This is a genomic window from Streptomyces subrutilus, from assembly GCF_001746425.1.
GTDB lineage: Bacteria > Actinomycetota > Actinomycetes > Streptomycetales > Streptomycetaceae > Streptomyces > Streptomyces subrutilus_A.
The window spans coordinates 4,394,531-4,418,441 of record NZ_MEHK01000001.1; the positions used below are offsets into that span (position 1 = coordinate 4,394,531).

17 protein-coding genes are annotated in these 23,911 nt (G+C 68.1%); 14 read left to right on the forward strand and 3 right to left on the reverse strand.

What is annotated here, in order from left to right; genetic code table 11:
• The first annotated feature begins 48 nt into the window (after window positions 1–48).
• The 5 genes from rplA (at window position 49) to BGK67_RS20865 (ending at window position 10,372) form a co-directional block, all read left to right on the forward strand.
• Window positions 49–777, forward strand: coding sequence for a 50S ribosomal protein L1 (gene rplA, locus BGK67_RS20845; protein WP_030388881.1), 729 nt, complete (start codon window positions 49–51; stop codon window positions 775–777).
• A gap of 497 nt (window positions 778–1,274) precedes the next feature.
• Window positions 1,275–1,805, forward strand: coding sequence for a 50S ribosomal protein L10 (gene rplJ / locus BGK67_RS20850; protein WP_069921506.1), 531 nt, complete (start codon window positions 1,275–1,277; stop codon window positions 1,803–1,805).
• A 110-nt stretch (window positions 1,806–1,915) separates the two neighbouring features.
• Window positions 1,916–2,302 (forward strand): 50S ribosomal protein L7/L12, encoded by a 387-nt coding sequence (gene rplL / locus BGK67_RS20855; RefSeq protein ID WP_069921507.1) that lies wholly within the window; start codon window positions 1,916–1,918, stop codon window positions 2,300–2,302.
• 592 nt (window positions 2,303–2,894) lie between these two features.
• Window positions 2,895–6,377 (forward strand): DNA-directed RNA polymerase subunit beta, encoded by a 3,483-nt coding sequence (rpoB, locus tag BGK67_RS20860; protein ID WP_069921508.1) that lies wholly within the window; start codon window positions 2,895–2,897, stop codon window positions 6,375–6,377.
• A gap of 95 nt (window positions 6,378–6,472) precedes the next feature.
• Window positions 6,473–10,372, forward strand: a complete 3,900-nt coding sequence (locus BGK67_RS20865; protein ID WP_069921509.1) for a DNA-directed RNA polymerase subunit beta' — start codon at window positions 6,473–6,475, stop codon at window positions 10,370–10,372.
• Between the two features lie 95 nt (window positions 10,373–10,467).
• On the opposite strand, the gene BGK67_RS20870 is transcribed toward BGK67_RS20865, so the two are convergent.
• The gene (locus BGK67_RS20870) at window positions 10,468–12,948 is read right to left on the reverse strand and encodes a YfhO family protein (protein ID WP_079154296.1); all 2,481 of its coding nucleotides are present in this window, start codon (window positions 12,946–12,948) and stop codon (window positions 10,468–10,470) included.
• A gap of 463 nt (window positions 12,949–13,411) precedes the next feature.
• Here BGK67_RS20870 and rpsL point away from each other — a divergent pair, with 463 nt between their 5' ends.
• The 4 genes from rpsL to tuf all read left to right on the forward strand — a co-directional run bounded on the left by rpsL (window position 13,412) and on the right by tuf (window position 17,769).
• Entirely contained in the window at window positions 13,412–13,783 is a 372-nt protein-coding gene (rpsL, locus tag BGK67_RS20875; RefSeq protein WP_007265893.1) for a 30S ribosomal protein S12, read from the forward strand.
• Window positions 13,784–13,785: 2 nt separating this feature from the next.
• The gene (rpsG, locus tag BGK67_RS20880; protein WP_007265894.1) at window positions 13,786–14,256 is read left to right on the forward strand and encodes a 30S ribosomal protein S7; all 471 of its coding nucleotides are present in this window, start codon (window positions 13,786–13,788) and stop codon (window positions 14,254–14,256) included.
• 39 nt (window positions 14,257–14,295) lie between these two features.
• Window positions 14,296–16,428, forward strand: a complete 2,133-nt coding sequence (gene fusA / locus BGK67_RS20885) for an elongation factor G (RefSeq protein ID WP_069921510.1) — start codon at window positions 14,296–14,298, stop codon at window positions 16,426–16,428.
• A gap of 147 nt (window positions 16,429–16,575) precedes the next feature.
• Window positions 16,576–17,769 (forward strand): elongation factor Tu, encoded by a 1,194-nt coding sequence (gene tuf / locus BGK67_RS20890; RefSeq protein ID WP_069921511.1) that lies wholly within the window; start codon window positions 16,576–16,578, stop codon window positions 17,767–17,769.
• A gap of 194 nt (window positions 17,770–17,963) precedes the next feature.
• Here the strand turns inward: tuf and rfbC are convergent, their stop codons facing one another.
• Together rfbC and rfbA are read right to left on the reverse strand one after the other, a co-directional pair.
• The gene (gene rfbC, locus BGK67_RS20895; RefSeq protein WP_069921512.1) at window positions 17,964–18,563 is read right to left on the reverse strand and encodes a dTDP-4-dehydrorhamnose 3,5-epimerase; all 600 of its coding nucleotides are present in this window, start codon (window positions 18,561–18,563) and stop codon (window positions 17,964–17,966) included.
• Complete coding sequence (rfbA, locus tag BGK67_RS20900) at window positions 18,560–19,435, reverse strand: glucose-1-phosphate thymidylyltransferase RfbA (protein WP_069921513.1); 876 nt, start codon at window positions 19,433–19,435, stop codon at window positions 18,560–18,562. The genes rfbC and rfbA overlap by 4 nt, the downstream gene beginning before the upstream one ends.
• 82 nt (window positions 19,436–19,517) lie before the next feature.
• On the opposite strand from rfbA, the gene rfbB reads away from it, so the two are divergent.
• The 5 genes from rfbB (at window position 19,518) to BGK67_RS20925 (ending at window position 23,911) form a co-directional block, all read left to right on the forward strand.
• Entirely contained in the window at window positions 19,518–20,495 is a 978-nt protein-coding gene (gene rfbB / locus BGK67_RS20905) for a dTDP-glucose 4,6-dehydratase (protein WP_069921514.1), read from the forward strand.
• Entirely contained in the window at window positions 20,492–21,412 is a 921-nt protein-coding gene (rfbD, locus tag BGK67_RS20910; protein WP_279628685.1) for a dTDP-4-dehydrorhamnose reductase, read from the forward strand. The genes rfbB and rfbD overlap by 4 nt, the downstream gene beginning before the upstream one ends.
• Window positions 21,409–22,740 carry a polysaccharide biosynthesis protein gene (locus BGK67_RS20915; protein ID WP_208948725.1) on the forward strand — a complete coding sequence of 444 codons (1,332 nt, stop codon included), beginning with the start codon at window positions 21,409–21,411 and terminating at the stop codon, window positions 22,738–22,740. The genes rfbD and BGK67_RS20915 overlap by 4 nt, the downstream gene beginning before the upstream one ends.
• A gap of 68 nt (window positions 22,741–22,808) precedes the next feature.
• The gene (locus BGK67_RS20920; RefSeq protein WP_069921515.1) at window positions 22,809–23,498 is read left to right on the forward strand and encodes a glycosyltransferase family 2 protein; all 690 of its coding nucleotides are present in this window, start codon (window positions 22,809–22,811) and stop codon (window positions 23,496–23,498) included.
• Window positions 23,495–23,911: a DUF2304 domain-containing protein gene (locus tag BGK67_RS20925; protein WP_069921516.1), complete on the forward strand. Its 417-nt coding sequence runs from the start codon at window positions 23,495–23,497 to the stop codon at window positions 23,909–23,911. Before BGK67_RS20920 ends, BGK67_RS20925 begins: the two co-directional genes overlap by 4 nt.

Sequence of the window (23,911 nt, forward strand, 5' to 3'; positions counted from 1 at the left end):
TGGTCCGCACCACGACTCCACGCCTGAAGAATCAACACAGGAGCAGAAGTGAAGCGCAGCAAGACTCTCCGCGCTGCGGACGCCAAGGTCGACCGGGAGAAGCTGTACGCCCCGCTCGAGGCCGTCCGTCTCGCCAAGGAGACCTCCACGACCAAGTTCGACGGTACCGTCGAGGTCGCCTTCCGCCTGGGTGTCGACCCGCGCAAGGCCGACCAGATGGTCCGCGGCACCGTGAACCTCCCGCACGGCACCGGTAAGACCGCCCGGGTCCTGGTCTTCGCGACCGGTGACCGTGCTGCGGCCGCGGAAGCCGCCGGCGCCGACATCGTCGGCGACGACGAGCTGATCAACGAGATCGCCAAGGGCAACCGCCTGAACGAGTTCGACGCGGTTGTCGCCACCCCGGACCTCATGGGCAAGGTCGGCCGCCTCGGCCGCGTGCTCGGTCCCCGTGGCCTGATGCCGAACCCGAAGACCGGCACCGTCACCATGGACGTCGCCAAGGCTGTCACCGAGATCAAGGGTGGCAAGATCGAGTTCCGCGTCGACAAGCACTCGAACCTGCACTTCATCATCGGCAAGGTCTCCTTCTCCGATGACAAGCTGGTCGAGAACTACGGCGCCGCTCTGGACGAGATCCTGCGTCTGAAGCCGTCCGCCGCGAAGGGCCGCTACATCAAGAAGGCCGCCCTGAGCACCACCATGGGCCCCGGCATCCAGCTGGACCCGAACCGCACCCGGAATCTCCTCGTCGAGGAAGACCCGGCTGCTGTCTGAGCCTGACGGCTCGCTGAGTGGCTGAACGGGCCCCTCGCCCCCCGCACGGGGTGGCGGGGGGCCCGTTTTTTCACGTGTGCGAACCCTGTGCGACTGGACTCCCCGGAGAAGCGCCAGGAGAAGAACACCAAGGCGCTCAGGCCGAGGGCCGCAAGAGCCTGACGAGGGCGCCGCCTGACCGCCGGTGGTCGGCTGCGGCAGCACCGAAGGCCTCCGGCTCCGGTACGGCGCTTTTCAGGCCCCTCAGGGGCGATTTGCCTTGGGTCGACCCCTTCACGTACGCTTCACCAGAAGCCAAAGACCGCTGGTCGTTGCCGTGCCCGCAAGAGCGCGGTGGCCGAAGGATCCGTTGACGCGGACGTCCTGCGCAGGTGTTCGTGGACAAGCTCCCGGAGTGATTCGGTCGAGCTTACGCCCCGTGCGCTTGCGCCGGGGCGTTTCGTTTTGTTCAGCCCCTTCTGAGCGGTCCTCATCACCCGGAAGGAGGCCGACGCTCTATGGCAAGGCCCGACAAGGCTGCCGCGGTAGCCGAGCTCACGGACCAGTTCCAGAGCTCGAACGCCGCCGTGCTGACCGAGTACCGGGGTCTCACCGTCGCGCAGCTCAAGACGCTGCGTCGTTCGCTCGGTGAGAACGCCCAGTACGCCGTGGTGAAGAACACGCTGACCAAGATTGCGGCCAACCAGGCCGGGATCACCGCGCTGGACGAGCACTTCGCTGGTCCGACCGCGGTCGCCTTCATCACCGGTGACCCGGTGGAGTCGGCGAAGAGCCTGCGTGACTTCGCCAAGGAGAACCCCAACCTCATCATCAAGGCGGGTGTCCTTGATGGTAAGGCGCTCACCGCCGATGAGATCAAGAAGCTTGCGGACCTCGAGTCCCGCGAGGTTCTGCTCAGCAAGCTGGCCGGCGCGTTCAAGGGCAAGCAGTCTCAGGCTGCCTCGCTCTTCCAGGCGCTGCCGTCGAAGTTCGTCCGCACCGCGGACGCCCTTCGCGTCAAGCTCGCCGAGCAGGGCGGTGCCGAGTAATTCGGCTCGCGCACTGATCCACGCCGCCTAGTGCGTGGGTCGTAGCGGGCCGTTACGCCCGCCTCTATATACATCCGGCACCTGCCGAATTAGTGGAAGGATCGCCCATCATGGCGAAGCTCTCTCAGGACGACCTCCTCGCCCAGTTCGAGGAGATGACCCTCATCGAGCTCTCCGAGTTCGTGAAGGCCTTCGAGGAGAAGTTCGACGTCACCGCCGCCGCGGCCGTCGCCGTTGCCGCCCCCGCCGGTGGTGCCGGTGGCGCTGGCGAGGCCGAGGAGGAGAAGGACGAGTTCGACGTCATCCTCACCGGTGCCGGCGACAAGAAGATCCAGGTCATCAAGGTCGTGCGCGAGCTGACCTCCCTGGGTCTGAAGGAGGCCAAGGACCTCGTGGACGGCGCCCCGAAGCCGGTCCTCGAGAAGGTCGCCAAGGACGCCGCCGAGAAGGCCGCCGAGGCCCTCAAGGGCGCCGGCGCGGCTGTCGAGGGCAAGTAACACCTCCGGGGCCCTCCAGGGCCCCGACCAAGGGCGATCACCCGTAAGGGTGGTCGCCCTTTGGCGTACCGGCAGTGCCTGACTTGCCCTGGTCTCGTTGGGGAGTAGGGTGATCTTCGTTGCCTCGAAGCAGGGTCCGGAGATGATCCGCTCGGAGCAGGGGGCCTTGACGAACGGGACGCGGCGCGCAATTCTCAGTCCCGTCGCCAGCTCGAATCGGCTCGATCCCATGCGATCCGGCCCGATCCGAGATCCGAGGTATGGATCGGCTACGAAGCGGGCAGTACTCATACGCGCTCTGTGTGCGAGAGCCGAGCGCGGGACGCAGTGTTGATGTTGTGAAGAGACGTGGGGAAGGCCTGTTGCCGGTTGCCGGAACGCGGTCTGGACATCAGTGAGCCAAGTGGCTACACTGACCCTTTGCGCTGCCTGTTAGCTGCCCCCTGCCCGTCGCCAGGGGCATGCCCACGCTTGAGCACACTTGATTGATACGCCCGACCTGGTCTTTGGCCAGTTCGGGAGGGGTCTGTCTTCTGTGTCGGCTGGGACCGGTACGCGCGTAGTGAGTCCGAGCCCTCGGAAGGACCCCCTCTTGGCCGCCTCGCGCAACGCCTCGACCAATACGAACAACGGTGCCAGCACCGCCCCGCTGCGCATCTCCTTTGCAAAGATCAAGGAGCCCCTCGAGGTTCCGAACCTCCTGGCGCTGCAGACCGAGAGCTTTGACTGGCTGCTCGGCAACGCTGCCTGGAAGGCTCGCGTCGAGTCGGCTCTTGAGAGTGGACAGGACGTCCCCACCAAGTCCGGTCTGGAAGAGATCTTCGAGGAGATCTCGCCGATCGAGGACTTCTCCGGGTCGATGTCGCTGACCTTCCGCGACCACCGTTTCGAGCCGGCGAAGAACTCCGTCGACGAGTGCAAGGAGCGCGACTTCACGTACGCGGCTCCGCTGTTCGTCACTGCCGAGTTCACGAACAACGAGACCGGAGAGATCAAGTCTCAGACGGTCTTCATGGGCGATTTCCCGCTCATGACCAACAAGGGCACCTTCGTCATCAACGGCACCGAGCGTGTCGTCGTGTCGCAGCTTGTCCGCTCCCCCGGTGTCTACTTCGACTCCTCCATCGACAAGACGTCCGACAAGGACATCTTCTCCGCCAAGATCATCCCGTCCCGGGGTGCCTGGCTGGAGATGGAGATCGACAAGCGCGACATGGTCGGTGTCCGCATCGACCGCAAGCGCAAGCAGTCCGTCACCGTCCTCCTGAAGGCTCTCGGTTGGACCACCGAGCAGATCCTCGAGGAGTTCGGCGAGTACGAGTCCATGCGCGCCACCCTGGAGAAGGACCACACCCAGGGTCAGGACGACGCGCTGCTCGACATCTACCGCAAGCTGCGCCCGGGCGAGCCGCCGACCCGCGAGGCCGCTCAGACGCTGCTCGAGAACCTCTACTTCAACCCGAAGCGCTACGACCTCGCGAAGGTCGGCCGCTACAAGGTGAACAAGAAGCTCGGCGCCGACGAGCCGCTCGACGCCGGTGTGCTCACCACCGACGACATCATCGCCACCATCAAGTACCTGGTGAAGCTGCACGCCGGTGAGACCGAGACGGTCGGCGAGTCGGGCCGGGAGATCGTCGTCGAGACCGACGACATCGACCACTTCGGCAACCGCCGTATCCGCAACGTCGGCGAGCTCATCCAGAACCAGGTCCGTACGGGTCTCGCCCGTATGGAGCGCGTCGTGCGCGAGCGCATGACGACCCAGGACGTCGAGGCGATCACGCCGCAGACCCTGATCAACATCCGGCCGGTCGTCGCCTCCATCAAGGAGTTCTTCGGCACCAGCCAGCTGTCGCAGTTCATGGACCAGAACAACCCGCTGTCGGGCCTGACGCACAAGCGTCGTCTCAACGCCCTCGGCCCGGGTGGTCTGTCCCGTGAGCGGGCCGGCTTCGAGGTCCGTGACGTCCACCCGTCGCACTACGGCCGCATGTGCCCCATCGAGACCCCTGAAGGCCCGAACATCGGTCTGATCGGCTCGCTGGCCTCCTACGGCCGGATCAACCCGTTCGGTTTCATCGAGACCCCGTACCGCAAGGTCGTCGACGGTGTCGTCACCGACGAGGTCGACTACCTGACGGCCGACGAGGAAGACCGCTTCGTCATCGCCCAGGCGAACGCCCGCCTGAACGACGAGATGCGCTTCTCCGAGAACCGCGTACTGGTCCGCCGTCGTGGCGGCGAGATCGACTACATCGCCGGCGACGACGTCGACTACATGGACGTCTCCCCGCGCCAGATGGTGTCCGTCGCGACCGCGATGATCCCCTTCCTCGAGCACGACGACGCCAACCGCGCCCTCATGGGCGCGAACATGATGCGCCAGGCCGTTCCGCTCATCAAGGCGGAGGCGCCGCTCGTCGGCACCGGCATGGAGTACCGCTGTGCGGTCGACGCCGGTGACTCGATCAAGGCGGAGAAGGACGGTGTCGTCCAGGAGGTCTCGGCCGACTACATCACCGTCGCCAACGACGACGGCACGTACACCACGTACCGCGTCTCGAAGTTCTCCCGCTCGAACCAGGGCACGTCGGTCAACCAGAAGGTGATCGTCAACGAGGGCGACCGGATCGTCGAGGCCCAGGTCCTCGCCGACGGCCCGGCCACCGAAGAGGGCGAGATGGCCCTCGGCAAGAACCTGCTCGTCGCGTTCATGCCGTGGGAAGGCCACAACTACGAGGACGCGATCATCCTGTCGCAGCGCCTCGTGCAGGACGACGTCCTCTCCTCGATCCACATCGAGGAGCACGAGGTCGACGCCCGCGACACCAAGCTGGGCCCCGAGGAGATCACCCGGGACATCCCGAACGTCTCCGAGGAGGTCCTGGCGGACCTCGACGAGCGCGGCATCATCCGCATCGGTGCGGACGTCGTCGCCGGCGACATCCTGGTCGGCAAGGTCACGCCCAAGGGTGAGACCGAGCTGACCCCGGAGGAGCGCCTGCTCCGCGCGATCTTCGGTGAGAAGGCCCGCGAGGTGCGTGACACCTCGCTCAAGGTCCCTCACGGTGAGATCGGCAAGGTCATCGGTGTCCGCGTCTTCGACCGCGAGGAGGGCGACGAGCTTCCTCCGGGCGTGAACCAGCTGGTCCGCGTCTACGTCGCCCAGAAGCGCAAGATCACCGATGGTGACAAGCTCGCCGGCCGCCACGGCAACAAGGGTGTCATCTCCAAGATCCTTCCGATCGAGGACATGCCCTTCCTTGAGGACGGCACGCCGGTCGACATCATCCTGAACCCGCTGGGTGTCCCGTCCCGAATGAACCCGGGACAGGTCCTGGAGATCCACCTCGGCTGGCTCGCCAGCCGCGGCTGGGACGTCTCCGGTCTGGCGGACGAGTGGGCGCAGCGCCTCCAGGCGATCGGCGCCGACCAGGTCGCTCCCGGTACCAACGTCGCCACCCCGGTGTTCGACGGTGCCCGCGAGGACGAGCTGGCCGGCCTGCTGCAGCACACCATCCCGAACCGCGACGGCGAGCGCATGGTGCTCCCGACCGGTAAGGCGCGTCTGTTCGACGGCCGCTCCGGCGAGCCGTTCCCGGACCCGATCTCGGTCGGGTACATGTACATCCTCAAGCTCCACCACCTGGTCGACGACAAGCTCCACGCGCGGTCGACCGGTCCGTACTCGATGATCACGCAGCAGCCGCTGGGTGGTAAGGCGCAGTTCGGTGGCCAGCGCTTCGGTGAGATGGAGGTGTGGGCGCTCGAGGCTTATGGCGCCGCTTACGCCCTCCAGGAGCTGCTGACCATCAAGTCCGACGACGTCACCGGCCGCGTGAAGGTCTACGAGGCCATCGTCAAGGGCGAGAACATCCCCGAGCCGGGCATTCCCGAGTCCTTCAAGGTGCTCATCAAGGAAATGCAGTCGCTCTGCCTCAACGTGGAGGTGCTGTCCTCGGACGGCATGTCCATCGAGATGCGCGACACCGACGAGGACGTCTTCCGCGCGGCGGAGGAGCTCGGTATCGACCTGTCCCGGCGCGAGCCGAGCAGCGTCGAAGAGGTCTGACGGGCCTGACGGGGGCTCGCTCAAGAGCCCCCGTCATCCCCGGGACCGTTCAGACCATGATTGAGACTCGACCCCGAAAGAGGGATTGACGCACAGTGCTCGACGTCAACTTCTTCGACGAGCTGCGGATCGGCCTTGCCACCGCGGACGACATCCGAACCTGGTCGCACGGCGAGGTCAAGAAGCCGGAGACCATCAACTACCGCACCCTCAAGCCCGAGAAGGACGGACTCTTCTGCGAGAAGATCTTCGGTCCGACCCGGGACTGGGAGTGCTACTGCGGCAAGTACAAGCGTGTCCGCTTCAAGGGCATCATCTGTGAGCGCTGTGGCGTCGAGGTCACGCGCGCCAAGGTGCGCCGTGAGCGGATGGGCCACATCGAGCTTGCCGCTCCCGTCACCCACATCTGGTACTTCAAGGGCGTCCCGTCGCGCCTGGGCTACCTGCTGGACCTCGCGCCGAAGGACCTCGAGAAGGTCATCTACTTCGCCGCGTACATGATCACGTTCGTGGACGACGAGCGCCGCACCCGCGACCTCCCGTCGCTGGAGGCCCACGTCTCCGTCGAGCGCCAGCAGATCGAGAACCGCCGTGACGCGGACCTCGAAGGCCGTGCCAAGAAGCTCGAGACCGACCTGGCCGAGCTCGAGGCCGAGGGCGCCAAGGCCGACGTGCGCCGCAAGGTGCGCGAAGGCGCCGAGCGCGAGATGAAGCAGCTCCGAGACCGCGCCCAGCGCGAGATCGACCGCCTCGACGAGGTGTGGACCCGCTTCAAGAACCTCAAGGTCCAGGACCTCGAGGGCGACGAGCTGCTCTACCGCGAGCTGCGCGACCGCTTCGGTACGTACTTCGACGGTTCGATGGGTGCCGCGGCGCTGCAGAAGCGCCTGGAGTCCTTCGACCTCGAAGAGGAGGCCGAGCGCCTCCGCGAGATCATCCGTACCGGCAAGGGCCAGAAGAAGACCCGTGCGCTCAAGCGCCTCAAGGTCGTCTCCGCGTTCCTGCAGACCAGCAACAGCCCCAAGGGCATGGTGCTGGACTGCGTGCCGGTGATCCCGCCGGACCTGCGTCCGATGGTGCAGCTGGACGGTGGCCGCTTCGCGACCTCCGACCTGAACGACCTGTACCGCCGCGTGATCAACCGCAACAACCGTCTGAAGCGCCTCCTCGACCTCGGTGCCCCCGAGATCATCGTGAACAACGAGAAGCGCATGCTTCAGGAGGCCGTGGACGCCCTCTTCGACAACGGTCGTCGCGGTCGTCCGGTCACCGGTCCCGGCAACCGTCCCCTGAAGTCCCTCAGCGACATGCTGAAGGGCAAGCAGGGTCGATTCCGCCAGAACCTCCTCGGCAAGCGCGTGGACTACTCCGCGCGTTCCGTGATCGTCGTCGGTCCGCAGCTGAAGCTGCACCAGTGCGGCCTGCCCAAGGCCATGGCGCTGGAGCTCTTCAAGCCGTTCGTGATGAAGCGCCTGGTCGACCTGAACCACGCGCAGAACATCAAGTCGGCCAAGCGCATGGTCGAGCGCGGCCGCACGGTCGTGTACGACGTGCTCGAAGAGGTCATCGCCGAGCACCCGGTCCTGCTGAACCGTGCGCCCACGCTGCACCGCCTCGGCATCCAGGCCTTCGAGCCCCAGCTGGTCGAAGGCAAGGCCATCCAGATCCACCCGCTCGTCTGCACCGCGTTCAACGCGGACTTCGACGGTGACCAGATGGCCGTGCACCTGCCGCTCTCCGCGGAGGCGCAGGCCGAGGCCCGCATCCTGATGCTGTCCTCGAACAACATCCTGAAGCCGGCCGACGGCCGTCCGGTCACGATGCCGACCCAGGACATGGTCCTCGGTCTGTTCTTCCTGACCACCGACGGTGAGCTCCGTGACACCAAGGGCGAGGGCCGCGCGTTCGGCTCCACGGCCGAGGCGATCATGGCGTTCGACGCCGGCGAGCTCGCGCTGCAGTCGACCGTCGACATCCGCTTCCCGGTGGGCACCATCCCGCCGCGCGGCTGGGTGCCGCCGGTCGCCGAAGAGGGCGAGCAGGAGTTCCAGCCGGGCGACAGCTTCCGTCTGCGCACCTCCCTGGGCCGCGCGCTCTTCAACGAGCTGCTGCCCGAGGACTACCCGTTCGTCGACTACTCGGTGGGCAAGAAGCAGCTCTCCGAGATCGTCAACGACCTGGCGGAGCGCTACCCCAAGGTCATCGTGGCGGCGACGCTCGACAACCTGAAGGCGGCCGGCTTCCACTGGGCGACCCGTTCGGGCGTCACCGTGGCCATCTCCGACGTCGTCGTGCCCGAGGCCAAGAAGGCCATCGTCGCGGGCTACGAGGCGATGGACGAGAAGGTCCAGAAGCAGTACGAGCGCGGTCTGATCACCAAGGACGAGCGCACGCAGGAGCTCATCGCGATCTGGACCAAGGCGACCAACGAGGTTGCCGAGGCGATGAACGCGAACTTCCCCAAGACGAACCCCATCTTCATGATGGTTGACTCGGGTGCCCGAGGAAACATGATGCAGATGCGACAGATCGCCGGTATGCGTGGTCTGGTGTCGAACGCGAAGAACGAGACCATCCCGCGTCCGATCAAGGCGTCCTTCCGTGAGGGCCTCACCGTTCTGGAGTACTTCATCTCCACGCACGGTGCCCGTAAGGGTCTGGCGGACACCGCCCTGCGTACCGCCGACTCGGGTTACCTGACCCGTCGTCTGGTGGACGTCTCGCAGGACGTGATCATCCGCGAGGAGGACTGCGGCACCGAGCGCGGCCTGAAGCTGAAGATCGCCGTCCGCGGCGAGGACGGCGTGCTGCGCAAGGCCGACGACGTCGAGACCTCGATCTACGCCCGCATGCTGGCCGAGGACGTCGTCATCGACGGCAAGGTCATCGCGCCGGCCAACGTCGACCTCGGTGACGTGCTCATCGACGCCCTGGTCGCCAACGGCGTCGAGGAGGTCAAGACCCGCTCGGTCCTGACCTGTGAGTCCGCGGTCGGCACCTGTGCCTTCTGCTACGGACGCTCGCTCGCCACCGGCAAGCTGGTCGACATCGGTGAGGCGGTCGGCATCATCGCCGCCCAGTCCATCGGTGAGCCCGGTACCCAGCTGACGATGCGTACCTTCCACACCGGTGGTGTGGCCGGTGACGACATCACGCAGGGTCTGCCGCGTGTCGTCGAGCTCTTCGAGGCCCGTACCCCGAAGGGTGTCGCCCCGATCTCCGAGGCCGCCGGCCGCGTGCGGATCGAGGAGACCGAGAAGACGAAGAAGATCGTCATCACTCCGGACGACGGCAGTGACGAGACGGCCTTCCCGATCTCGAAGCGCGCCAAGGTCATCGTGACCGAGGGCGAGCACGTCGAGGTGGGCCAGAAGCTCACCATGGGTGCCACCAACCCGCACGACGTGCTGCGCATCCTCGGCCAGCGTGCCGTCCAGGTCCACCTGGTCGGCGAAGTCCAGAAGGTCTACAACTCGCAGGGCGTGTCGATCCACGACAAGCACATCGAGATCATCATCCGGCAGATGCTGCGCCGCGTGACGATCATCGAGTCCGGCGACGCGGAGCTCCTGCCGGGCGAGCTGGTCGAGCGGTCGAAGTTCGAGACCGAGAACCGTCGTGTGGTCACCGAGGGCGGTCACCCCGCCTCCGGCCGTCCGCAGCTGATGGGTATCACCAAGGCCTCGCTGGCGACGGAATCCTGGCTGTCGGCCGCCTCCTTCCAGGAGACGACCCGAGTCCTGACGGATGCGGCGATCAACGCCAAGTCCGACAGCCTCATCGGCCTCAAGGAGAACGTCATCATCGGTAAGCTCATCCCGGCCGGTACGGGCCTCGCCCGCTACCGCAACATCCGGGTGGAGCCGACCGAGGAGGCCAAGGCCGCGATGTACTCGGCCGTCGGCTACGACGACATCGACTACTCGCCCTTCGGCACCGGCTCCGGCCAGGCTGTCCCGCTGGAGGACTACGACTACGGCCCGTACAACGGCTGAGGCTCGTAAGAGAAACCCCCCGTCGCTCCTCTCGGAGCGACGGGGGGTTTCCTCGTTTCCGCGGAGGGGCGGGGGCGCGGCGCCGCCGGCCCCCGCTACCCGCGCCGCCGGCGCAGGGTGGTGGTCGTGGTGGCTGCCAGGAGGAGCAGGAGGCCGAGGGTGCCGCCTGCCAGGCCGGGGGTGAGGCCCTTGGGGGTGAAGGTGCAGGAGAGCTTGTCCGTGCCGGGGGTGAGGGGCAGGGCGAGCAGGCCGTGGAAGTTCTGGACCGGGGCCGAGCACCGCCAGCCGGGGATCGCCGTCACCGCGAGGACCGCGGTGCCGGTGGAGCCCTGGGGGAGGGTGGCCTCGAGGGAGTGGCCGCCCGTGGTGACCCGGGTGGCGCCGGTGGCCTTCAGGTGGGCGACCTGGCGGTCGAGGGCCGCGCGGTCCAGGCAGCCGACGGGGTGCTCGCCGGCGGTGGCGCCCTGGGTGCGGGTGCTCACGGTGACCTCGACCCGGCCCGAGGCTGGCACCTTGCCCAGGGGGACGACGCCCGTCACCAGGTCCTCCAGGGGCCGCTGCGTGCCGCCGGAGGCGAGGGTGCCGTAGAGGGCGGGGGAGTACCAGTAGGCCTCGGAGCCGGGGGCGCAGGTGGCCGCGTAGGTCTGCTCGGTGGCGCTGCCCCCGCGGGTGGCCGGCGGGACCTGGTAGACGGTGGCGCCCAGGACCTTCTCCTGGCGGGCGTAGACGCTGCCCGCCGGGTTGGGCGAGGTGTACGGGGCGCTGCGCACCGTGACGAGGGGCGGCGCCGGGAAGGTGGAGGCCGACCAGCTGTCCCGGGCGGCGCCGGGGCGGACCCGTGCGCCGATCGAGAAGATCGCGTCCAGGACCGGGTTGTCGGCGCCGAAGAAGGTCCGGCCGTCGTTCTTGTAGCCGTAGCCGAGGGGCTCCAGCGCCCGGTACGTGGCCTCGGGGAGGTAGCTGCTGTAGTACTGCGGCCCCTCGCCCCGCAGCGCGAGGGCGTCGTTGTACGAGGTCTGCGGCGCGCCGGAGTCGGTCCGGTACGCGGGCCAGCCGTCCACGCCCCGGACGGCGTCGAAGTGCTCGTTGATCGACTTGCCGGAGGTCGCGGCGGGCTTGGCCCAGCGCTCGCGGGCCCGGCGGGCGTCCGCGTTGGCCGCGGCCACGGTGGACTCGGCGAAGACGACGCCGACCATCAGCACGGCCGCCACCGGCAGCAGGGCGCGGCGCTTCCCGCTCAGCCCGAGCAGGACCAGGGCCAGCAGGGACACGGCCCCGCCGCCGAGCACGGCGGGCCAGGTCCAGCCGCCGAAGTCGTCGGTGTGCCGGAGCAGGAAGGTGGCGGCCACCAGCAGTGCGGCGGCCAGGGCCAGGTGCGGCGGGCGCGGCCGGTGGGCCAGGGCCAGCCAGGCCAGGACGACCACCATCCCGCTGAAGACGAAGGCCTCGCGGTACGGGTTGCCGTTCGGCACCGCCAGCCCGTGCCACACGTACTGCGTGGGCGGGAACTGGAACGAGACGACCACGAGCAGGGTCGCGGCCGCCCACACCAGGCGGGTCCTCTTCGCGATGGCCGTGTTGAAGAGGAAGGTGGCGGCCAGGATCAGGCCGAGCGAGGCCACGTACAGGCGCGGGCGGCCGCCCCACAGGTGGGTGGCCGGGAGCATGCCGGCGAGGAAGACCTCGATCCGGACCGGGTCGAAGGCGGCCGCCCGGGTGGGCTGCGCCGAGCCGCTGGACAGGAAGGACGGCAGGAGCAGGGGCAGCGTGAGCAGGATCCCGATCGCGGCGGCCGTGGCGGCCCGCCACAGCGCGCGCACCCGCTGTGCGCCGGTCATGTCGAGAGTGATCAGGCGGATGGCGAGCAGCACGCAGGCCGCCATCGTCGCCATCATCGCCGTGTAGAAGTTCCCGTACCAGGCGAGCGCGACCAGCAGGGCCGCGCCCGGCCGACGGCGCCCCTCCAAGGACCACTCCACGGCGATGCCGAGCATCGGGAGGGCGACCAGCCCCCACAGCCACATGGGGATGTACGAGGCGTCGCTGAGGGCCCAGCCGCACAGGCCGTAGCAGGAGCCGAGGACGCCGCGCTGCCACCAGGGGCCGGGGTGCAGCTTGCCGAGGTAGACCGTCATCAGGGCGGCGGCGGTGCCCATCGTGATCGGGGTGATCGCGAAGACGGCGAGGTCGACGTGGGCGCGGGGGACCAGGACGGCCAGCCACGAGAAGGGGTTGCCGAGGTAGGTGTAGTAGTCGGACAGGAACTGCTGTCCGAAGCCGCCGCGCCAGGTGAAGAGCAGGTCGCCGGCGGCCTGCCCGTGGGCCAGGTCCCACAGCGCGCGGTGGAAGGGCACGTACTGGTGGGCCTGGTCGTTGATGGCCCGGCCGGTGTCGCCGAAGGGGAAGGTGCCGCGGGCGGCCCAGGCCGCGCAGAAGGCGCCCGAGGTGACGAGGAAGGCGAGCAGCGGCCCGTACAGGCGGGCGAGGCGCGGGTGCCTGCGGCGGCGGGGCGGGGAGGGGGCGTGGCCGCCGTCGGGGGGCGGGCCGTCCTGCGTCGCCGGCTCCGAGGTGACCATCCCCAATGTCCCGCTCCCTGGTGGTCGTGCCGTTTGGGCTGAATCCCCGGAAGTTTAGTTCGCCGGGGCGGTGGGCGGCCGCCGCGGGCCGACCTCTCGCGCACACGCTCGTACGCGTGTTGACCCGGCCGTCCGTAGCAGCCCTCTACCACATCCGCGAATCGGCCGGGTCGCGCGGGGGTGTCGCCCGTGCGGCGCATGGGCCGTGGGGATCCACCGGGTCGCCCGCCCGGGCTTTTGTTTTGACCGGAGTGGTTGCGGTAGGTACGCTCAGACCTTGTGCCTGGGGTGTGCCTGGGCTCCCGTGCGTGTCCATCAACCGCAGGAGAGCCCGTATCGGCCACCGCGATCCATGCGTTTCCGTGCTTGCGCGGAGGTCCGCCGGATCCGACACACCCGACCGCGTGGGTCGGCAAAGTTCCAGGTTAGCTTCACTACACGGCACACAGAAACCGGAGAAGTAGTGCCTACGATCCAGCAGCTGGTCCGTAAGGGCCGGCAGGACAAGGTCGAGAAGACAAAGACCCCCGCGCTCGAGGCTTCGCCCCAGCGTCGCGGCGTCTGCACGCGTGTGTTCACGACCACCCCGAAGAAGCCGAACTCGGCGCTGCGTAAGGTCGCGCGTGTGCGTCTGACCTCTGGCATCGAGGTCACCGCTTACATTCCGGGTGAGGGACACAACCTGCAGGAGCACTCGATCGTGCTCGTGCGTGGTGGCCGTGTGAAGGACCTGCCGGGTGTTCGTTACAAGATCATCCGCGGTGCGCTTGACACCCAGGCTGTCAAGAACCGCAAGCAGGCCCGCAGCCGCTACGGCGCCAAGAAGGAGAAGTAAGAATGCCTCGTAAGGGCCCCGCCCCGAAGCGCCCGGTCATCATCGACCCGGTCTACGCATCTCCTCTGGTGACCTCGCTCATCAACAAGATCCTCCTGAACGGCAAGCGCTCCACCGCCGAGCGCATCGTCTACGGTGCCATGGAAGGCCTCCGCGAGAAGACCGGCAACGACCCGGTCATCACGCTGAAGCGCGCGCTGGAGAACGTCAAGCCGTCCCTCGAGGTCAAGTCCCGCCGTGTCGGTGGCGCGACCTACCAGGTCCCCGTCGAGGTCAAGCCGGGTCGCCAGTCGACCCTGGCCCTCCGCTGGCTCGTGGGTTACTCCCGCGCCCGTCGTGAGAAGACCATGACCGAGCGCCTCATGAACGAGCTGCTCGACGCCTCCAACGGTCTTGGCGCTGCCGTCAAGAAGCGCGAGGACACGCACAAGATGGCCGAGTCCAACAAGGCCTTCGCGCACTACCGCTGGTAGTCCCAACCCACATCGAGACCGAGAGAAGACTGAGCCGATATGGCTACCACTTCGCTTGACCTGGCCAAGGTGCGCAACATCGGCATCATGGCCCACATCGACGCGGGCAAGACGACCACCACCGAGCGCATCCTGTTCTACACCGGTGTGTCGTACAAGATCGGTGAAGTCCACGACGGCGCTGCCACGATGGACTGGATGGAGCAGGAGCAGGAGCGCGGCATCACGATCACGTCCGCCGCGACGACCTGCCACTGGCCGCTCGAGGACGTCGACCACACCATCAACATCATCGACACCCCGGGCCACGTGGACTTCACCGTCGAGGTGGAGCGTTCGCTCCGCGTCCTCGACGGCGCTGTCACCGTGTTCGACGGTGTCGCCGGTGTGGAGCCGCAGTCCGAGACCGTTTGGCGTCAGGCGGACCGCTACGGCGTCCCGCGCATCTGCTTCGTCAACAAGCTGGACCGCACCGGCGCCGAGTTCCACCGCTGCGTCGAGATGATCAAGGACCGCCTGGGCGCGGTTCCGATCGTCATGCAGCTCCCGATCGGTGCCGAGGCCGACTTCCAGGGTGTCGTCGACCTGGTCACCATGAAGGCGTTCGTCTGGTCCGCCGAGGCGACCAAGGGCGAGATGTACGACATCGTCGACATCCCCGACACGCACACCGAGGCCGCTGAAGAGTGGCGCGGGAAGCTCGTCGAGACCGTCGCCGAGAACGACGACGAGATCATGGAGCTCTTCCTGAACGGCGACGAGCCGTCCGCGGAGCAGCTGCACGCCGCCGTCCGTCGCATCATCCTCGGCTCCGGCAAGGGCAAGGGCGAGCCCACGATCACCGCGGTGTTCTGTGGCACGGCGTTCAAGAACAAGGGCGTCCAGCCCCTGCTCGACGCCGTCGTCCGCTACCTGCCGTCGCCGCTGGACATCGAGGCCATCGAGGGCCACGACGTCCGCGACGCCGAGGTGGTCGTGAAGCGCAAGCCGTCCGACGAGGAGCCCCTCGCCGCGCTCGCGTTCAAGATCATGAGCGACCCGCACCTCGGCAAGCTCACCTTCGTCCGGGTTTACTCGGGCCGCCTGGAGGCCGGCACCGCGGTGCTGAACTCCGTCAAGGGCAAGAAGGAGCGCATCGGCAAGATCTACCGCATGCACGCGAACAAGCGTGAGGAGATCGACTCGGTGGGCGCCGGCGACATCGTCGCCGTCATGGGCCTGAAGCAGACCACCACCGGTGAGACGCTGTGCGACGACAAGCAGCCCGTGATCCTGGAGTCCATGGACTTCCCGGCTCCGGTCATCCAGGTCGCCATCGAGCCCAAGTCCAAGGGTGACCAGGAGAAGCTGGGTGTCGCCATCCAGCGTCTCGCGGAGGAGGACCCCTCCTTCCACGTTCACTCGGACGAGGAGACGGGCCAGACCATCCTCGGCGGTATGGGCGAGCTGCACCTCGAGGTGCTGGTCGACCGTATGAAGCGCGAGTTCAAGGTCGAGGCCAACGTCGGCAAGCCGCAGGTCGCGTACCGCGAGACGATCCGCAAGGCCGTCGAGCGTCACGACTACACCCACAAGAAGCAGACCGGTGGCACCGGTCAGTTCGCCAAGGTGCAGATCGCGATCGAGCCCATCACCGAGACCGACGGTCCGGCGTACGAGTTCGTGAACAAGGTCACCGGTGGACGCGTCCCGAAGGAGTACATCCCTTCGGTCGACGCCGGTGCGCAGGAGGCCATGCAGTTCGGCATCCTGGCCGGCTACGAGATGACGGGCGTTCGCGTCACGCTTCTCGACGGTGGCTACCACGAGGTCGACTCCTCCGAGCTCGCGTTCAAGATCGCCGGTTCGCAGGCCTTCAAGGAGGCCGCGCGCAAGGCTTCTCCCGTGCTCCTTGAGCCGATGATGGCCGTCGAGGTCACCACGCCCGAGGACTACATGGGTGACGTCATCGGCGACATCAACTCCCGCCGTGGCCAGATCCAGGCCATGGAGGAGCGTCACGGCGCTCGCGTCGTGAAGGGCCTCGTGCCGCTTTCGGAGATGTTCGGCTACGTCGGAGACCTCCGCAGCAAGACCTCGGGTCGCGCCAGCTACTCGATGCAGTTCGACTCCTACGCCGAGGTTCCCCGGAACGTCGCCGAGGAGATCATCGCGAAGGCCAAGGGCGAGTAACTCTTCCGAGTTCACGCTTTAGGCTTGCCACCGGAACCTCTGGGGCAACAGGAGTACCCTCCCGTTGCCCCGGGGAACCGGCTATCCAGCAAAGATCACCTGGCGCCGATCTGTAAGGCGTACAGAACCACTCTCAGGAGGACCCCCGTGGCGAAGGCGAAGTTCGAGCGGACTAAGCCGCACGTCAACATCGGCACCATCGGTCACATTGACCACGGTAAGACGACCCTCACGGCCGCCATTACCAAGGTGCTGCACGACAAGTACCCGGACCTGAACGCGGCTTCGGCCTTCGATCAGATCGACAAGGCTCCTGAGGAGCGCCAGCGCGGTATCACCATCTCGATCGCGCACGTCGAGTACCAGACCGAGGCGCGTCACTACGCCCACGTCGACTGCCCGGGTCACGCGGACTACATCAAGAACATGATCACCGGTGCCGCGCAGATGGACGGTGCCATCCTCGTGGTCGCCGCCACCGACGGCCCGATGCCGCAGACCAAGGAGCACGTGCTCCTGGCCCGCCAGGTCGGCGTTCCGTACATCGTCGTCGCCCTGAACAAGGCCGACATGGTGGACGACGAGGAGATCCTGGAGCTCGTCGAGCTCGAGGTCCGTGAGCTGCTCTCCGAGTACGAGTTCCCGGGCGACGACCTGCCGGTCGTCCGCGTCTCCGCGCTGAAGGCGCTCGAGGGCGACAAGGAGTGGGGCGACAAGCTCCTCGGCCTGATGGACGCCGTCGACGAGGCCATCCCGACCCCGCCGCGTGACACCGAGAAGCCGTTCCTCATGCCCGTCGAGGACGTCTTCACGATCACCGGTCGCGGTACGGTCGTCACCGGCCGTATCGAGCGTGGTGTCCTGAAGGTCAACGAGACCGTCGACATCATCGGTATCAAGGAAGAGAAGACCACCACCACGGTCACCGGTATCGAGATGTTCCGCAAGCTCCTCGACGAGGGCCAGGCGGGCGAGAACGTCGGTCTGCTCCTCCGTGGCATCAAGCGCGAGGACGTCGAGCGCGGCCAGGTCATCATCAAGCCCGGTTCGGTCACCCCGCACACCGAGTTCGAGGCCCAGGCCTACATCCTGTCGAAGGACGAGGGTGGCCGTCACACCCCCTTCTTCAACAACTACCGTCCGCAGTTCTACTTCCGTACCACGGACGTCACGGGTGTCGTCACCCTGCCGGCCGGCACGGAGATGGTCATGCCGGGCGACAACACCGAGATGACGGTCGCGCTGATCCAGCCGGTCGCCATGGAGGAGGGCCTGAAGTTCGCCATCCGTGAGGGTGGTCGTACCGTGGGCGCCGGCCAGGTCACCAAGATCACGAAGTAATTCGTGTTCTGACCTGGTAGCTCGGTCACCGAGCACCAAGTTGCACTGAAGGGCCCCGTCCCCCCGCTCCGGCGGAGGGGCGGGGCCCTTCGGCGTTCCCCCGGTTTCCCGGACCGCCGCGGACGACGCGAGAGGGCCGCACCCCTGGTCGGGGTGCGGCCCTCTCGCGTACGACGGGGCGGGGCGGAGGCCGGTCAGCTCACGCGGAGCGACTCGGTGAACTCCTTGCATGCCGCGTAGTCGGGCAGCAGCCCGGACGCGACGGCCTCGGCCAGCGAGGGCGCGGCCTCGTCGCGGGCCGACAGCTGCGGGACGTCGGCCGGCCACTCGATGCCGAGGTCGGCGTCGAGCGGGTGGACCGAGTGCTCGCCGGTCGGGTTGTACGTCTCCGAGCAGAGGTAAGAAAGCGTCGCGTCGTCGCTCAGCGCGCAGAAGCCGTGGCCCAGGCCCTCGGGGATGTAGACCGCGCGGCGGTCCACGTCGTCGAGGCGGACGCCCTCCCACCGGCCGAAGGTGGGGGAGCCCACCCGGAGGTCGACGATGACGTCCAGCACGGCGCCGCGCACGCAGGTCACGTACTTGGCCTGGCCGCGCGGCACGTCGGCGAAGTGGATGCCGCGGACCACGCCGGCGGAGGAGACCGAGAGGTTGGCCTGCGCCAGGTTCAGCGGGTGGCCGACGACCTCGGCGAGGCGGTCGAAGCGGTACCACTCGGTGAACAGGCCGCGCGGGTCGCCGTGCAGCTGCGGGGTGACCTCGAAGGCGCCCTCGATGGAGAGTTCGCGGAACTTCATCGCGCGGCCTCCTCGTCGAGCAGGGTCAGCAGGTAGTTGCCGTAACCGCTCTTGGTGAGGGGCTCGGCGAGCGCGCGCAGCTGCGCGGAATCGATCAGGCCGGCCCGCCAGGCCGCCTCCTCGATGCAGCCGATCTTGAAGCCCTGGCGCTCCTCGATCACGCGGACGAACTCGGAGGCCTGCACCATCGAGACGAAGGTGCCGGTGTCCAGCCACGCGGTACCGCGGTCGAGGATGGTGACGTTCAGCTCACCGGCCTGGAGGTAGGCGTCGTTGACGGCGGTGATCTCCAGCTCGCCGCGGGCGCTGGGCTTCAGGCCGCGGGCGATCTCGACGACCTGGTTGTCGTAGAAGTACAGACCCGGCACCGCGTAGCGGGACTTGGGCTTGACCGGCTTCTCCTCGATGGAGATGGCCTGGCCCTTCTCGTCGAACTCCACGACGCCGTACGCCGTCGGGTCCGCCACCGGGTACGCGAACACCCGGCCGCCCTTGGCGCCGGTGTGCTGGGCCAGGCGCGTGCCGAGGCCGCTGCCGTGGAAGATGTTGTCGCCGAGGATGAGCGCGACGGACTCGTCACCGATGAAGTCGGCGCCGAGGACGAAGGCCTGGGCGATGCCCTCCGGGCGCTCCTGGACGGCGTACTCCAGCCGCAGGCCGAACTGCGAGCCGTCGCCGAGCAGCCGCTCGAACTGGTCGCGGTCTTCCGGAGTGGTGATGATCAGGATCTCGCTGATACCCGCCATCACCAGGGTGGAGAGGGGGTAGTAGATCATCGGCTTGTCGAAGACGGGCAGCAACTGCTTCGAGACTGCCCGGGTCAGCGGCCAGAGTCGGGATCCGGTACCACCGGCCAAGAGGATTCCACGCATGGGGAGAACCCTATGCGAGAGGGCGTGGGGGAGCCGAGCCCAGGGCATGTGACGTTCGGCGGGCGGCTAGACTCTTCGTATTATGCGCATCCTCGTGACCGGCGGCGCCGGCTTCATCGGTTCAGAATTCGTCCGCCAGCAGCTCGGTGCAGATGCCTCGGCCCGGATCACGGTCTTCGACAAGCTGACCTACTCCGGAGTCGAGGAGAATCTGACGCCGGTCGCGGACCACCCCGGATACACCTTCGTCAAGGGCGACATCTGCGACGCCGAGGCCGTCGACCAGGTGATGGCCGGCCATGACGTCGTCGTGCACTTCGCCGCCGAGTCCCACGTGGACCGCTCCATCGCGGGTGCGGGCCCCTTCGTGATGACCAACGTGGTGGGCACCCAGGTCCTGCTGGACGCCGCCCGCAAGCACGGCGTCGGCCGCTTCGTCCACATCTCCACCGACGAGGTCTACGGCTCGATCACCGAGGGCTCCTGGACGGAGGAGTGGCCGCTGGTGCCGAACTCCCCGTACTCCGCCTCCAAGGCGTCGTCCGACCTGCTCGCGCTGGCCTACCACCGCACCCACGGCATGGACGTGGTGGTCACCCGCTGCTCCAACAACTACGGGCACTACCAGTTCCCGGAGAAGGTCATCCCGCTGTTCGTCTCGAACCTGATGGACGGCAAGAAGGTCCCGCTGTACGGCGACGGCGGCAACGTCCGCGACTGGCTGCACGTCTCCGACCACTGCCGCGGCATCGACCTGGCCATGCGCAAGGGCCGCGCCGGCGAGGTCTACAACATCGGCGGCGGCACCGAGCTCACCAACAAGGAGCTCACCGGTGTCCTGCTCGAGGCCGCGGGCCTCGGCTGGGAGATGGTCGAGCAGGTCGAGGACCGCAAGGGCCACGACCTCCGCTACTCCATCGACATCAGCAAGATCGGCGCCGAGCTGGGCTACGCCCCGCAGGTCACCTTCGAGGACGGCATCAAGGCCACGATCGAGTGGTACCGCGAGAATCGCGCCTGGTGGGAGCCCCTCAAGGTGAAGGCGGCGCTGCAGAAGTGACCCCCAGCCCCGTGGCCACGCGCTGGCTCGTCACCGGCGCCGCCGGGATGCTCGGCCAGGACCTCCTGGCCGTCCTGAAGGACTCCGGCATCGACGCCCGCGGCCTCGGCCGCGCCGACCTCGACATCACCGACCCGGCAGCCGTCCGGGCCGCCGTCGAGGGCGTCGCCGTGGTCGTCAACTGCGCCGCCTGGACCGACGTCGACGGAGCGGAGACGGCCGAGGAGGCCGCAACCGCCGTCAACGGCACCGGCGTACGGGTCCTCGCCGAGGCCTGCGCCGCGGTCGGGGCCCGCCTGCTGCACGTCTCCACCGACTACGTGCTGCCCGGCGACGCCGCGCAGCCGTACCGCGAGGACGCCGAGACCGGCCCGGTCAACGCCTACGGGCGGACCAAGCTGGTCGGCGAGCAGGCCGTCGCCGAGCTGCTGCCGCACGACGGCTACGTCGTGCGCACCGCCTGGCTGTACGGCGAGCACGGGCCGAACTTCGTCGCCACCATGCTGAAGCTGGCCGCCCAGCGGGACACCCTGGACGTCGTCGACGACCAGCACGGCCAGCCCACCTGGTCGTACGCCCTCGCCCGCCGGCTCGTCGAGCTGGGGCAGGCCGCGCTGGCGGGCCGCGCCCCCGGCGGCGTCTACCACGGCACCGCGAGCGGCCGGACGACCTGGATGGGCCTGGCCCGCGAGGCCTACCGGCTCGGCGGGCTGGACCCGGAGCGGATCCGCCCGACCACCTCCGAGGCGTTCGTGCGCCCCGCCGCCCGCCCGGCCTTCAGCGTGCTCGCGCACGACCGCTGGGCCGCAGCGGGCCTGGCGCCCCTCGCCGACTGGCGGGAGCAGCTCGCCGAAGCACTCCGTACGCCGGTGTTCGCCGCACTGGCCACGCGGGCCCGGGACGGCCGGGCGGGATGAGGACCCTGCTGAACAAGCTGACCGCGGCGCTGCCGCCGGGCACCGTCGCGGTGGCCGGCGGCACCGTCGTGCTCGGCGCGGCCTCCTACGTCCACCTGGGCGTCGCCGGCCACAGCCTGTCCGAGCAGGACATGGCGAACGTCTCGGTGCTGTGGACGATCGTGATGTCCATCGGCATCGGTGTGTTCTTCCCCGTCGAGCAGGAGCTCACCCGGATCGTCTCCGCCCGTGTGGTCCTGGGCCAGGGCACCGCCCCCGTGCTGCGCCGCGCCACCCTGCTGACCGCGGGGATGCTCGGCGTGACCCTGCTCGTCCTCGGCCTCGGCGCCGGCCCGATCGCCGACCTGCTCTTCCAGGGCGACCGCGCATTGGTCGCGGCGCTCGGCGGGGCCTTCGCCGGCATGGCCGTCTGCTACCTCACCCGCGGAGTGCTGGCCGGGCTCGGCCGCTTCGCCGCGTACGGCACGCAGCTCGCCGTCGACGGCGGCCTGCGGATCGTACTCGCCTTCGGCTGCGCCCTGTTCGGACCGCACTCCGCGCTCGCCTTCAGCCTGGTCCTCGCCGTCGCACCCGTCATCGCGACGCTCGTCACCCTGCCCGCGCTGCTGCGCGCGGTCGGCCCCGGCGAGCCGATCGCCTGGCGCGAGCTGTGCAACGGCCTGGGCCTGCTGATCTGCGCGACCCTGCTGTCGCAGGCCGTCGTCAACGCGGCGGTCGTGAGCACCAAGCTGCTGGCCCCGGCCGACAGCGTGCTGATCGCCGCGCTGCTGAGCGCGCTGGTCCTGGCGCGGGTGCCGCTCTTCGTCTTCGGCTCGCTCCAGGCCTCCCTGCTGAGCGGCCTCACCGCGGCCTTCACGGCCGGGGACCGGGTCGCGTTCTGGGCGATGCTGCGCCGGATCGCGCTGGTCGTCGGCGGGCTCGGCCTGCTCGGCGGGGTGCCCGCCACCGCGTTCGGCCCGTGGCTGATCGAGGTGCTGTTCGGCGCCAAGCCGCGGCTGGGCTGCTTCGACTTCTTCCTGATGTCCGCGGGCACCGTGGCGTACATGTTCGCGATGGTCCTCGGACAGGCGCTCATGGTATTCAAGCGGCACAACCTGCAACTGCTGTGCTGGGCCCTCGGTACCGCGGTCCTGGTGGGCATCACCCTGCTTCCGGGGGACGTGGCCGTGCGCGTGATCGTTGCCTACGCAGTCGGCTCCCTCGCCACCGTGCTCGCTATGCTGGCTGCGCTGAGGCTGAGCTTCCCCGGAGCGGCTGCGGCAGCCACCGAAGGGCCCGGGCAGAAGGCCGACACAGGCCGCCTGGGCGTGGGCGCGGTCGGAAAATGACCATGCCTGCCCACGACGTCACACCGATCACCGAGCACTCGTTTGTGCCCCGTTCCGCTGGAGCTACCGTGTCCGATTACGACGATGTCTGGCTGGTCATACCGGCCTATAACGAGGGCCAGGTGATCGCCGACGTGGTCGAGGGGGCCCGCAAGACGTTCCCCAACATCGTCGTCGTCGACGACGGCAGCACCGACGACTCGGCCCGGCACATAGCCACCACCGGTGCGCACCTGGTGCGCCACCCGGTCAACCTCGGCCAGGGCGCGGCCCTGCAGACCGGCCTCACGTACGCGCTCGCCCAGCCCGGCGCCCGCTACTTCGCCACCTTCGACGCCGACGGCCAGCACCAGACCAAGGACGTCGAGACGATGGTTGCGGTGCTCCGCCGCGGCGAGGCCGACGTCGTACTCGGCTCCCGCTTCATCGAGCAGAACGGCCAAGTGCCGTGGATCAAGCAGGTGGTGCTGCGCACCGCCGCCGCGGTCAGCCCCACCGCACGCAAGCTCAAGCTCACCGACGCGCACAACGGCCTGCGCGTCCTGGGCCGTGAGGCCGCCGAGCAGCTGAACATCACCATGAACGGCATGGCGCACGCGTCCGAGCTCGTCGGCTTCCTGGCCGGCTCCGACCTGCGGGTCACCGAGGTTCCGGTGGACATCCTCTACACCGATTACTCACGCGCCAAGGGTCAGTCCCTGATCAACGGCGTCAACATCCTTTTTGACATTTCGCTGCGGGAGCGTGGGCGTCGATGAAGTACTTCTGGATCCAGCTGCTGCTGATCCTCGGCTCGGTGTCCATGGCCCTCATGTTCATCCGGACCTGGGGCCAGGCGAAGAACCGGGCGTGGAAGCGCATAGCGTTCTCCGTGTTCGTGGTCGTCAACGTCTACGCGGTGCTCCGCCCGACGGACGTCACCTGGCTCGCCCAGCAGCTCGGCGTCGGCCGAGGCACCGACCTGGTGCTCTACGTGATGGTGCTCGCGATGGGCTTCCTCACGCTCAACACCTTCCTGCGCTTCCGGTCGCTGGAGAAGAAGATCACCGACCTGGCGCGGACCGTCGCCATCAACGAGGGCGTCCGGCACAACGACGAGCGCCTCGGGCAGGACGCCGCCGCGGGTTCCGGCGCGGCCGCCGACGCCGACTCCGACTCCGTGAAGGCCTGA

What these genes read in the sequence shown, in the direction of transcription:
- rpsG (WP_007265894.1), top strand. Translation starts at nt 13,786, where the DNA reads ATGCCTCGTAAGGGCCCCGCCCCGAAGCGCCCGGTCATCATCGACCCG.
- BGK67_RS20870 (WP_079154296.1), bottom strand. Translation starts at nt 12,948, where the DNA reads ATGGTCACCTCGGAGCCGGCGACGCAGGACGGCCCGCCCCCCGACGGC.
- fusA (WP_069921510.1), top strand. Translation starts at nt 14,296, where the DNA reads ATGGCTACCACTTCGCTTGACCTGGCCAAGGTGCGCAACATCGGCATC.
- rfbB (WP_069921514.1), top strand. Translation starts at nt 19,518, where the DNA reads ATGCGCATCCTCGTGACCGGCGGCGCCGGCTTCATCGGTTCAGAATTC.
- BGK67_RS20925 (WP_069921516.1), top strand. Translation starts at nt 23,495, where the DNA reads ATGAAGTACTTCTGGATCCAGCTGCTGCTGATCCTCGGCTCGGTGTCC.
- rfbA (WP_069921513.1), bottom strand. Translation starts at nt 19,435, where the DNA reads ATGCGTGGAATCCTCTTGGCCGGTGGTACCGGATCCCGACTCTGGCCG.
- rfbC (WP_069921512.1), bottom strand. Translation starts at nt 18,563, where the DNA reads ATGAAGTTCCGCGAACTCTCCATCGAGGGCGCCTTCGAGGTCACCCCG.
- rplL (WP_069921507.1), top strand. Translation starts at nt 1,916, where the DNA reads ATGGCGAAGCTCTCTCAGGACGACCTCCTCGCCCAGTTCGAGGAGATG.
- rplJ (WP_069921506.1), top strand. Translation starts at nt 1,275, where the DNA reads ATGGCAAGGCCCGACAAGGCTGCCGCGGTAGCCGAGCTCACGGACCAG.
- BGK67_RS20915 (WP_208948725.1), top strand. Translation starts at nt 21,409, where the DNA reads ATGAGGACCCTGCTGAACAAGCTGACCGCGGCGCTGCCGCCGGGCACC.